The 12,554-nt window shown below is 45.5% G+C and carries 7 protein-coding genes; 4 read left to right on the forward strand and 3 right to left on the reverse strand.

Annotated elements, in window-relative coordinates; genetic code table 11:
- Nucleotides 1-4 precede the first annotated feature (4 nt).
- The 3 genes from BG910_RS07100 to BG910_RS07110 are packed head-to-tail and all read right to left on the reverse strand — an operon-like array spanning nucleotide 5 to nucleotide 8,527.
- Complete coding sequence (locus tag BG910_RS07100; RefSeq protein ID WP_089036240.1) at nucleotides 5-3,586, reverse strand: PIG-L family deacetylase; 3,582 nt, start codon at nucleotides 3,584-3,586, stop codon at nucleotides 5-7.
- Nucleotides 3,587-3,618: 32 nt separating this feature from the next.
- Complete coding sequence (locus BG910_RS07105) at nucleotides 3,619-7,368, reverse strand: CDP-glycerol glycerophosphotransferase family protein (protein ID WP_089036241.1); 3,750 nt, start codon at nucleotides 7,366-7,368, stop codon at nucleotides 3,619-3,621.
- On the reverse strand, nucleotides 7,319-8,527 hold the full coding sequence (locus BG910_RS07110; protein WP_089036242.1) for a stealth family protein: 1,209 nt from the start codon (nucleotides 8,525-8,527) through the stop codon (nucleotides 7,319-7,321). The genes BG910_RS07105 and BG910_RS07110 overlap by 50 nt, the downstream gene beginning before the upstream one ends.
- 195 nt (nucleotides 8,528-8,722) lie before the next feature.
- Between BG910_RS07110 and BG910_RS07115 the strand changes: the two genes are divergently transcribed.
- From BG910_RS07115 to BG910_RS07130, 4 genes are read left to right on the forward strand one after another with little or no spacing between them, the layout of a single operon-like run.
- Nucleotides 8,723-9,901, forward strand: a complete 1,179-nt coding sequence (locus BG910_RS07115) for a polysaccharide biosynthesis/export family protein (protein ID WP_089036243.1) — start codon at nucleotides 8,723-8,725, stop codon at nucleotides 9,899-9,901.
- A gap of 24 nt (nucleotides 9,902-9,925) precedes the next feature.
- Nucleotides 9,926-11,092, forward strand: a complete 1,167-nt coding sequence (locus tag BG910_RS07120; protein WP_089036244.1) for a capsule biosynthesis protein — start codon at nucleotides 9,926-9,928, stop codon at nucleotides 11,090-11,092.
- On the forward strand, nucleotides 11,092-11,889 hold the full coding sequence (locus tag BG910_RS07125; RefSeq protein ID WP_089036245.1) for an ABC transporter permease: 798 nt from the start codon (nucleotides 11,092-11,094) through the stop codon (nucleotides 11,887-11,889). Before BG910_RS07120 ends, BG910_RS07125 begins: the two co-directional genes overlap by 1 nt.
- Nucleotides 11,886-12,536 (forward strand): ABC transporter ATP-binding protein, encoded by a 651-nt coding sequence (locus BG910_RS07130; RefSeq protein WP_089036246.1) that lies wholly within the window; start codon nucleotides 11,886-11,888, stop codon nucleotides 12,534-12,536. Before BG910_RS07125 ends, BG910_RS07130 begins: the two co-directional genes overlap by 4 nt.
- Nucleotides 12,537-12,554 lie beyond the last annotated feature (18 nt).

The following is a 12,554-nucleotide window of genomic DNA, read 5'->3' on the forward strand; positions in this document are numbered from 1 at the left end:
AAAATTAGTTAACTGTTAAAAAACCATCAAGACACCGTGCCATCCAATCCAGTGTTTCTTCTTTGCTGCATTTCTCGGCTATACGGGCTTTATTGTTGATGAAAGTAAATTGTTTGAACAATGGATGTTCGTCAAATTCAGTTGAGGCACGGTTTCTTAATACCAAATCCACGGAAACGGTATTGTCGGCAGCTTGCGTTAGGTCGAAAGAGAATGCCGTACCATTTGCATTAAAATCAACAATCAGCATATTTCGGAAATATTTTTTGCTATGGACGATATTGCGGGCTTTTAAGGCTGATATCAAGAAACGTTCTAATGCAGGATAACCGTTTTCAGTCGGCAGAATTTGTTCGGTTAGTTCGGCTAGGCTTTGGGTAGTAAAACTGCGGGTAACATATTCTTTACCGAGGAAAGGCAGGTGAATTTTTCTGACTTGTTCATCACGTCCGTTGGCAATCAGCACATCATCAACCAAGGAATTGACTTTGCGGTGTTCTTTTTCTACTTCGGGCGATAAATTTACAGGTTTACCTCCATTTTCATAGTCGGCATACAGTTTGACTTCAACATTGCCGAAATGGTTGGCTGCAATGATACGGCGCATGATTTCACCAGTCAGGTAATGGTCGGAATGGGAGTTTTTATTTTGTTCGGCATTAAATTCGGGAATGTGGAACACAATATTGCGGTTTTGATTGACATAATGTTGCAATAAAGTCACGATTGTGTTTTCCAAATCGCTCGTTCCACGATAACAATTTCCATCCAAGCTATTAATTTCATTAATATTTCCTTCGTATAGTCTTGCCAGTGTTTCATAATTGTTAGCATCGAAACCGATACCTTTATAGCCGTCAGGCAGCATTAGGTTATAGGAGGCAACTTTGGTATCGAAATGGACAAAATCAATCTTATGATTACCGACTGTTTTTCTGCCTTTTGTTTGCATGGAATTTCCACCCAGCCAGTATTGTATAGCCGCATCATGCGCTTTCAGACGGCCTTCGGGGTAGCTGACTTTGCTGCCGTTTTTTGCATCCAAAAAGCGGTTTTTGGCTCCCCCGTCCCCAGAAGTCATCAGCAGCATGACGACATTATTGCCGTTGTTGATGGCTTGTGTAGCCGCTACGCTCATAAATAGTTCGATGTCGTCAGGATGGGCATGAATGAAAACATCAAGGTTTTTAGATACGGTTGGTGGAGCGGCATGTTTTTGTGCATCATTGACGATTTCTTGTGTAGGTTGACAATGGCTTTTTTGAGCAAGTTCTTCGCCGGAAAATGAAATTTCGTCTTGTGCATTCAAGAGCAACGGACGCTCCCAAAAAATGTCTTTTTTAACCAGTTTGGCGGGTACTCCTGCAATCACGCAGTTGTTTGGAAATTTGTTACGAACGAAGGAAAAGGCACCAACAACCGATCCTGAACCGATAACAGTACCACCGGAAATAGTAGCACCATAGCCAATCCATACATGGTCGCCGATAATGATATCTTTGGACTTGTTTGTCCGTTTACCTGTATGCACATCATAAATGGCGTGCGCATCATCGGTACGCAGTTGGTTATTGGTTGCAAACATACAGTCGCTACCGATAATCAGGCGGGTTTGTTCGGCGCAGGTGGCGTAAATCGGGTTGGTACTGGAGGTACGGTCACCGATGCGTACTTCGCAACCGAAGCCGATACGGATGGTTCCGTGCAGGCTGACCTGTTTACCGATTTTGACCGTACCACCGTTTCCCATCATCTCAATATACAGATTGTGGATATTGGCTTCGGGATCAATTTCTACGATATTGTCTCTGCCTTCAAAGCGTACAAAACAGTTGTTGCTGTTTTTAGGAACAGTCAGGCGGTTGCCTGCGGTATCTGTAAAACTTTCAACAATAGGTTGTTTGGTTTTGTCGTGTACTACTAAGGTACTTGCAATATCTGCATTGATAATGAGCATATCCAAATACAACCATTTACCCTTGATGTCACCTGAAAATGCAGGTTGTCGGAGCAGATTGTGGTTGGTTGTACGCAGTTTTTGTTGGTTGGTCAAACCGCCTGCTGACAGTGATAAGAACAGTTCGTAGTTATCAAATGCAATGTCCGTTAAATCCAAACCTTCTTGGTTGAAGGTAGTGAAATAACATTTGTCGTAACGGCAGGTGCCGTCTGAAAACTGTTCGGTAATTTCCGTTTTATGCAGCTTGGCAAGTTGCTTGGTGTATTCTTTTTCTTTAGATTTGAAAATTAATTTGTAGTCAATATCCGACCAGTCGGCAACATTGACATTTTTAATAAAGGCAATGCCGGATAAGAATAATTTATTGTTTTTAATTTCAATATTTTCTAAATCAATATATACGTCATTAATGTGTGTATCATCAGCTAAGATATGTTCTGCATTTGTCAATAAAGCGGTTTGCGTTGTATTGGCAGGCCGAGTAATTGAAAAAGCATCGCAACATTCGAGAATCCGCTTAAGTACATCGGCATGGTTATGGCATACCGCAATCCGTGCTTTATTGTGTTCAAAAGCAAAGTTTTTGAAAAAAGGAAGCGTCTCAATTTCTGATGAAGAAAAATTTCTTAATACTAGGTCGAGAGAGACGGTGTTACCATTTGAAACAGTAATGTCAAAAGCAAATCCTCTGCCTGCAGTATTAAAATCCAAAACCAGCATATTACGGAAATATTTACGGCTGACAGCAATATTTTTATTGTTTAATTCAGAAACTAAATACCCCTCCAAAATCGGATAGTTAATGCTATCAGATACGGTTTTTTTGTTGGAAAGCACATATTCTAACAGGCGAGCAATCGGGATGTTGTTCGATAAGAACTCTTTGATATTTCGGATGTTGCGGTATTTTTCAGGTGTCCATGAATTATGCAGGGAGATAATGCGACAAGTTACCAGTTCTAAGGCTGCAGGAGAAAACCCTAAACATTCATTGAACCAGAAGTTTTTATAATCCGCAATGGCTCTTGACGGATCAGTATCCATAATGGCGCAGGATTCCAAAATATTACCGCTAACAGAGCGATCAATGATGTAAAAATCATCGCGGTATCGGTTTGATTTGAGCAAAGGATTGATGATTTCATTGCCAAAATAAGCCCAGCCGAATTTTTCCGGCTTATTGTTTAAGCGGTCTTGGGCTTCTTTGCGCCATTCACGCAGAATCGGGTTGCCCGGTTTTTTACAGTACAGCACAGCTAAATGGATGGCAAAATCATTTGGGCGACCAAAAGCAACCAGTTTGTCTTGGGCAATCTTGTCAAAAATTGCAAATACATCACCTGTAGCAATGCAGTCGATATCTAAAAACAGACCGCCGAATTTTTCCAATACCGCCGCCGAGATGATGTCGGACTGCATTGCCAGAGGAATGGTTTTTAATTTTTCAATATCGTAGATATCGCCGATATAGGATTCGAGATTTTGATAGTTCAAAATGTGAATTTTAGCATTGGGAATATGCTTCTCCCACGTTTGTTTACATAAATCCAAATAGGCGGGTAATCCGTTTTTAGATTCCCAAAATGCGTATATATTATTAGTTTCTTTAATTTTCTTATTAAACATCTTTAAGTACCTTTATAAAAATAACTTTGTCTTCAATGTACCTTGTTTTGAATCAAATCCAGCAATTTGATTAGATTTGCCTGCTTGCTGTATTCGGGATAGATAGCAATCATTTGCTTATAGCAATGTACTGCCAACTTTACATCACCTTCAAACAACGCTGTTTCAGCAACGATTTCCCAATATTCGTAGGCATCTTTGGCGGTTGGCATCCTGTGGTGTTTGTAAACATATTCAGTATTACCCAAACGGTAGTGTGCCAGCATCAGCGGATACATTGCTGCATTCAGAAGAGATTCGGGCAAATTTTGGGCATAATCTAATATTCCGTACCAGTTTTTGTTTTTTGCCAGTATTTCAGTATATGCAGAAACCAATTCAGGAAATTTAAAGATTTCTGCGCCAGCCGTACTTTCCATAAGCTGTTTCAGTACTTCGAATTGACCCGTTTTGGCAAGAGATACCGCATATTCAAGCAAGATTTCGGTTGAAAAACGGCTTAAATCTTTATCGAAACATTTGTCTATTTGGTCGATACATTTTTTATAGTTTTGTTTAGTGTAGGCTAGATGGGCAATTTCGATACGCGCAGGTACAAAGCCTCGAGTATGTTTTTCAAAATTTACTAGGCATTGGTGTGCCTGTTCATAATTGCCCGTATTCCGATAAGCACGCGAAAGCAGCAGCTCAGGCTGGTAGAGCTGCAAATCTTTTTTGTCTTTACAGACGGCCTTAGACAGCAGTCGGATAACGCCGTACCAATCTTCCGCTGCTGCGTTTACCCATGCCTGTGCCAAAGCAGCTTTGTTACCGTCGATTGTCGGCAGTAGAATATCAGCGCATTGACGGGCTTTGTCGGTTTGACCGAGTTTGGCGTAAGCCTGAAGCAGCCATACTTGGTGCGTTTCATTTAGGGACAGTAAGGGTTGCAATGCATCAATTACTCCCTGCCATTGCAGGTTTCGGTAGTTCAGACAGGAGTTGAGTAGCGCACGTTGGGTTTGGGACAGCCCGTCTTGTTCCAACAAATCGGAAGCCGCTTGTATATCGGAAGTTTCCAATGCTGCTGTACATAATGCAGTTATTGCTAATGCCTTATTTTCAGCATCTTTCGAACTCAGCAGCAACTGCGCTCTTGACGTTGCGTTTTTCCAGTCTTGGGCAGCAAGGGCGGATTCCAGCATGGTTTTGACAATACTGAAATCTGTTTCTGTCGGGAGTTTGTCCATTCGGATAATAGCTTCGTAAACCCGCTTGCAGTTGTCGGTGTCGCGGTATTTGAACGTTTGTTTGATGCGTACTGCGTAGTCGGATTCAATCTTCCCACCATTTTTCAGAATACTTTCCAGCTTATCGGTCAGTTCGTCCAATGTTTCGACAACCGGCCCGAAGCCATCTGTTTCGTATTCGAAGTAACCTTGCTGGTAGGTATGGATGCCTGAGCGGAATGCCTCCTTGTCGAATTGGTAATACAGCGTCTGTTTACCTAAAAACGCCATTTCAAAAGCAATGGACGAATAATCTGTAATCAACATGGATGATTGCTGAAACAGATTCTGCATACTGTTGTTGGATGTGGCTGCGCCCCATATTTTGATGTATGGCGGAACATCAAACAGTGCCAAATAAGGTTCGATGTTCGGATGTGGTGCAAAGGTAATCTCATAACCGTATTGCTTAGCAAGGGCTTCGAGTTTGTTGCTGTGCAGCAGGGCATACCAGTGTTGGGCGTAGTCTGTTTCCAGAAAACGGCTGTTTAATTCGCGCGTATTAGCACCGTTTCCGATGTGTGCTCCCATAATGTAGCTGCGCCATGTCGGTACAATCAGAATTTTTTTTGCATTTTCTACGTTACCTGAAAGCAAGCTGTCATGGCGTGGAAATCCTGTAAGAAAGGTTTCTTTTTTGCCGAGTTTGTATTTGTTGCCTTCTTCTATTACGGAATGATATTCGGGAATGGTTACAGTGACTAAACCGTGAAAATTCTTTTTGGTGTTAAACCATTGAGATAAATCGTCTTTGGTAATGCCGTGTTGCAGGAATATAAATTTCTTGCTGAATTCGTAGTTGTCACCGAAGTAATTGTTAATATGCTTTTCTAAATGGCTGCTGATAATTTTGTTCGCTTTTCGCAGGTGTTTTTCATAGTCGGTAGAGCCGAATTCAACCAAATTGAATCCTTCTTTCTCCAAACGAGGCCAGTCGATTGAGTCTTTGTTTAAGACGAAACAGCATGCTTGCTCGGGATGGTTTCGCATCATATAGCGGTAGAAATGTTCGGCGTTGTCATCGGCTTTAGTTTCTCTGTCCATCAACAGCCAACTACCGTCTGAAAGATATTTTTCAGACGGCCTGAACAAATCAAGCAGTTCTTTGAAAGAAATACCTTTGGTAAAGGTTTTTCCTTTAACCGAAATCCGCATCGGTGTGCCGTTTAATTTAATGGTCAGTAAATCTTTCCCTTCGAAAAATGGCAGCCAGCTTCTTTTTTCATAGGCAAACAGTTTGCCGTTGAATTCGTTGGTTACGGTCTTCTGATAGGCTGGGATGGTATCTTTGCCGTTTACTTCAAAAGAGCAGTTATCGTCGAAGTAAGAGAAATAGCTGATTAAAACCTGTTTGTTTTCTCTGTCGATATTTTCGATATATGCAATTTGGAATGGAGGGCGTTGTTGCTTGAATGCGCCAAGCATCCCGACTTTATGGAAAAACCATGCTCCGGCGATGTTGAATTCCATAATATTTTTTTCATCAATGTATTGAAATACCTTTTCATAACATTGATAGAATTCAACTTTTTGTGTTTCGGATAAAAAGCCTATTTTTTCAGGGCGATTGATTAGGTAAGATAAATACCAATACATATCGTAAAGCGCGGTTTTTTGAATGTTATTGGGGATATATCCTAATTCCGGCTGGTATTTTTCCAGCATCGGCAAAAAGCCGTGTATAAATACATCTTTGAATTTTTCGGGTTTCTGCCAGGAACCATCTAGTGTGGAAGTACCGTCTTCACGCTTACGGTAAAAGTAAACTGCCTCTTTCAGAAATAATGCTTGAGTGTGTTCTGCTGCCAACAGATAGTCTGCAATAAATTTGCCGTCTTCAAAATTAGGTTTGATGTGGTGGTTAAAGGTAAGCTTATTTGTTTTGATAATTTGTGTTTTAAAGAAGCTGGAAGCAGCGGAAAGGTTTAGATGATTGTTTAAATCTTTTACGGCAACGGCATTTACCGCTTTGGGAAAGCGGTATTTCAACGGATGGGTATCTTGCACAATCTTTTTGTTTTCCATGAACATTTTCAAATTGCACACCACCATGGATGTATTAGCGTGAACCGACAGGTTTTTATCCGTTTCTTGGAAATAATTGGGACTTAAAAAATCATCGGGGTCGATAAATGTAACCCATTCTGTTTCTACGGATTTCAATCCCAAATTGCGCGCGGATGCTTGTCCGCCGTTTTCTTTGTAGATATAGCGGATATTGTTCGGGTATTTTTTTTGCCATTTTTTGATGATTTCGGCGGAGTGGTCTTTTGAGCCGTCGTCTACGCAGATGATTTGGATGTGCTTTTTGAAAGACAGTGTTTGTTTGACCAAACTGTCGAAAAATTCGTCGAGATATTTCTCGACGTTGTAAACAGCCGTAACCACCGTGAAATGGTGGCTGCCTGTGTATTTGACAGGGATGTGTTTCTTCATCTTTAAAGCGTATTTGTCGTACATGTCTTTAAAGAAAAGTTTTGGGTCTCTTTTTAATTTTCGCAGTTTGCGGTTCATTTTTCGTTTTCCTAAGTGGTGTATGTTGTTTGTCTTTGTAAATTCGGTAATAGCTCTCCAGCATCGCCATCAATTTTTCCTGATAATCAGGAATCTGGTTCAGGCTGTTGAAATCATTGGCGCAAAAAGAATGGGGTTGGCGGTCGGTTGCTTTTTTCTCTATCAGCTTTCGGTATTGTGTCAGCGCATGAGGCGAGCGGATGTTGAAGTAGTAGCAGATTTCGTGTGTGGGAACGGACTTTCCTTCGAGGTACATCAGCCACGGTATGAGAAAGGTTGCTAAATTCAAATCCCGATTGGTGCGCAGTTTGTTGGGCAGGAAGGCTTGGATTTCGTCTTGGTAAAGCTGCCAAGCCTTTTCAAAAATGCTTTTTTTCAGCGGTACATAGGTGTGCACCAGCGGCGCATCGATGTTGATGTTATAGCGGGTTTTCAAAAGGCGGATGCAGTTGAACGAGGCGGCGAGGGTGGGGGTGCCGGTGCCCTTTTGCTGCATTTGGCGCAGGCTTTTGCCGGAAATAAAAATGGATGCGATGTTGTTGTTGCGGAAAAAATGCTGCGGCTGCAAGGGGCGTGCGACGAATACGTCGTCGTTGAAATAGATGAAGTTTTCGCCCAGGCCGGGGATGCGGTGCAGGTGGGCTTCGATTACATGGGAATTAAAGGTCGGCAGGTAGGCGGCATCGATGATTTGGGTGTGGTCGATGATGCGGATGTTGCTGTATTGCCCGTGAAACCAGTCGGGGGTTTGGGCGTCGGTAACAATATAAATATTGCGCACCCACGGCAGGTATTTCCGGATGCTGTGGACGGAATAGTAGAGTTCGTTGTGGTTGGCAAAGCGCGCGGCATCGTCGGCGTGGCGGCCTTGTTCTTTCAGACGGCCTGTTTGTGTGGCCGTCTGAAATTTTTTTTGCCAAACGGGATCTTGGTTGTTTACCCATGTGAACACGACGTCGATGGGATTATCGGATACCAGCGTTTGGGCATCTTGGTCGTGCAGGAGGATGCCGTAGCGGATGAGGGTGTGCTCATCGTTTTCGGAAACGGAAATTTCGCTGTTTACAACGGGATATTTTTTGTTGAGGTAATCGCGGAAAAATATGCCGGGCTGTTTGATCAGCTTTCTGATTTTTCTGACGCTGCCGGTGGATTTCATGGGGTTTTAAGTGGGTAAGGGTTAACGGTAATGTTGCGTTGTTTGTCGCAAGGAGTTTCTTGTGTTTGGTTTGTTTGTGTTAAAATGCGGCAATGCCAAGTTTTAGTTACTTTAAACAAAGTCATCAAATGGATTATAGTTTTTCCGTAAAACAGGCGCAATGGCGTGTAAAGAGAATTTAACCCGGGAGTGGAAATGCCAAGTATTTTATTTAAAAGACATATTATTCTGACGGCGCTGTCGGCTTTGGCTGTCGCTGCTTGCGGAAGTATTCCGACTTCCGGCCCGAGCGGAAAAAAAGTTGTTGCGTTAGGACAACAGCGGGGTGGGGTAAAAGTGCCCGATGTGGCGGTGGTCGATGTGGACGATGCGGTTGCCCGCAGTTTGTACCAGCAGCGTTTGAAGCAGTCTTTTGCCGATTTGGGCGAGGGTTATGCTTCGGCGGGTGCGGTGAATGTGGGCGATGTTTTGGACATTACAGTTTGGGAGGCGGCGCCGGCGGTGTTGTTCGGCGGGGCGCTGTCTTCCGTGGGTTCGGGTAGTGCGCAGTCGGTCAAGTTGCCCGAGCAGATGGTTTCGGCGAAGGGTACGGTTTCGGTGCCTTTTATCGGGAATGTTGCGGTGGCGGGTAAGACGCCGGTGCAGATTCAGGAAATTATCAGAGGCCGTCTGAAAAGAATGGCTAACCAGCCGCAGGTAATGGTTCGTTTGTCGCAGAACAATGCGGCGAATGTTTCGGTGATCCGTGCGGGCAACAGCGTGCGCATGCCGTTGACGCAGGCGGGTGAGCGTGTGTTGGATGCGGTGGCTGCGGTCGGCGGTTCGACGGCGAATGTGCAGGATACGAATGTGCAGCTGACTCGCGGTAATGCGGTGAAAACGGTGGCGCTGGAGGATTTGGTGGCCAATCCGCGCCAGAATATTCTGCTGCGCCGCGGCGATGTAGTCACGATGATTACGAATCCGAGTACGTTTACGGCGATGGGCGCGGTGGGCAAAACGGAGCAGATCGGTTTTTCTGTGAAGGGTTTGTCGTTGGCCGAGGCAGTGGGCCGTATGGGCGGTTTGCAGGACCGCCGTGCAGATGCGCGCGGGGTATTTGTGTTCCGTTATGCGCCGCTGCCTGAGTTGCCGCGAAGTGAACAAAGCCGTTGGGCGGCGAACGGTTATTCGGCGGATGCGGAAATTCCGGTGGTGTACCGTGTGAATATGCAGGATGCCAATTCGCTGTTTTGGATGCAGCGTTTCCCTGTGAAAAACAAGGATATTGTTTATGTATCCAATGCGCCGCTGGCGGAAACGCAGAAATTCCTGCAATTTATCTTTTCGCCCGTGGTCAGCAGTGTGAACAGTGTCAACAATATTGCTAATTAATCAAACGAGTAAAGGCTGGGAATAATGTCCGAACAGGAAAATGTAACGATGCTGTCTGAAAGTAATCTTCAGACGGCCGCTAAGAAAAAGCCGAAAGGCCGTCTGAAAAAAATCAGTCCGCTGCTGTGGGCGACGGTAATTGTACCGACGGTGTGTTCGCTGGTGTATTTTTCGGTGATGGCGTCCGACCAATATACTTCGGAGTCGAGTTTTGTGGTGCGCTCGGCGCGCCAGCAGGGCACGGTTTCGGGCTTGGGCGCGCTGTTGCAAAACACGGGTTTTACGCGTTCGCAAGACGATATTTATACTGTGCAGGAATATATGCGTTCGCGCACGGCGTTGGATGAACTGAAAAAGCAGATTCCGGTGCGCACTTATTATGAAGAGAAGGGCGATTTGTTCAGCCGTTTCAATCCGTTTGGTCTGACCGGCTCGGATGAGGAGTTTTACCAATATTATCTGGGTAAGGTAAACATCAATCTGGATGCGGTATCGGGCATTTCGGTGCTGCACGTCCGCTCGTTTGATGCGGCGGAGTCGAAAAAAATCAATGAAGCACTGCTGAAAAAAGGCGAAGAACTGATCAACCGCTTAAACGACCGCGCCCGTAAGGATACGGTTTCGTTTGCCGAGAAAAATGTCGCGGTAGCGGAGGAGCGGGTTAAGGAAACGGCCGACAACCTGATGAATTACCGTACCGAAAACGGTATTTTCGATTTGAAGGAGCAATCCGGCGTGCAGATGGGTTTGGTGTCCAAACTGCAAGACGAGTTGATTGTGATTCAGACCCAGCTCGACCAAGTGCGCGCGGTAACGCCCGACAACCCGCAGATTCCCGGCCTGATTGCCCGCGAGAAAAGCCTGCGCAAAGAAATCAGCCAGCAGATGCGCCTGATTTCGGGTAAGGGCGACGGCTCGATTGCCGGAAAAGCGGCGGAATACCAGCGGCTTTTTATTGAAAACGAATTGGCGGAAAAACAGCTTGCCGCGACCATGGCTTCGCTGGAGCAGGCCAAATCGGAAGCCGACCAGCAGCAGCTTTATCTGGAAGTGATTTCCAAGCCGAGCAAGCCTGATGTGGCGCTGTATCCGAAACGGTTTTACAACATTTTGGCGACCTTTGTCATCGGCCTGATTCTCTACGGCATTCTGAGCCTGCTGACTGCCAGCGTCCGCGAGCATAAAAACTGATGAAAGAACTTCATAAAACAACGCTTTGGGAATCACTGATGATTCAGAAGCGGGTAACGGGCGCATTGCTGATGCGCGAAATCATTACCCGCTACGGGCGCAACAACATCGGCTTTTTGTGGCTGTTTGTCGAGCCGCTTTTGATGACTGCCTTTATCCTGATGATTTGGACGTTTTTCCGAGCGGATTCGGTTTCGACGCTGAACATTGTGGCGTTTGTCGTTACCGGCTATCCGCTGATGATGATGTGGCGCAACGCTTCCAACCGCGCCATCGGCGCCATTTCGTCCAACGCCAGCCTGCTTTACCACCGCAATGTGCGCGTGTTGGACACGATTTTCACGCGGATGCTGCTGGAAATTGCAGGCGCAACCATCGCGCAGATGGCGATTATGGCGGTGTTGGTGATTATGGGTTGGATGGATGCGCCCTCAGATATATTTTATATGCTGATTGCCTGGATTCTGATGGCCTTATTTGCTGTCGGACTGGGGCTGGTGATTTGTTCGGTTGCGTTTAAATTCGAGGCGTTCGGCAAAATCTGGAATACGTTGAGTTTTGTATTCATGCCGCTTTCCGGCGCATTTTTCTTTGTCCATAGCCTGCCGAACAACGTGCGCGAGTATGCGCTGATGCTGCCGATAGTGCATGGTACGGAGATGTTCCGCGCGGGTTATTTCGGCAGCTCGGTGATTACTTACGAAAGCATCGGCTTTATCGTTTTGTCGGATTTGGTTTTGCTGCTGCTCGGCTTGGCGATGGTGGCGAAATTCAGTAAAGGGGTGGAGCCTCAATGATTGCCGTCGAACACGTTTCCAAACGCTATGAAACCCGTCAGGGCTGGCGCACGGTGTTGAACGACATCAACTTCGAGCTGCAGAAAGGCGAGAAAATCGGCATTCTCGGCCGCAACGGCGCGGGCAAGTCCACGCTGATCCGCCTCATCAGCGGCGTCGAACCGCCGACCGAGGGGGAAATCCGACGCACCATGAGCATTTCTTGGCCGCTGGCATTTTCCGGCGCGTTTCAGGGCAGCCTCACGGGTATGGACAACCTACGTTTCATCTGCCGCATTTACGATGTCGATATCGATTATGTGAAAAACTTCACCGAAGAATTTTCCGAGCTCGGCCAATATCTTTACGAGCCGGTCAAACGCTATTCTTCAGGCATGAAGGCGCGCTTGGCATTTGCGCTTTCGCTGGCGGTGGAGTTTGACTGCTATCTGATTGACGAAGTCATCGCCGTCGGCGATTCGCGCTTTTCGGAAAAATGCCGTTACGAGCTGTTTGAAAAACGCCGCGACCGCTCGATTATTCTGGTGTCGCACAGCCATAGCGCCATGAAGCAGTATTGCGACAATGCGATGGTGTTGGAAAACGGGCATTTGAGTAAGTTTGCCGATATGGACGCAGCGTATGCGTATTACCATTCTTTGCTTTGATTTTGAATGAAAAAAGCC

It is taken from the genome of Neisseria chenwenguii, from assembly GCF_002216145.1.
GTDB classification, from domain to species: domain Bacteria; phylum Pseudomonadota; class Gammaproteobacteria; order Burkholderiales; family Neisseriaceae; genus Neisseria; species Neisseria chenwenguii.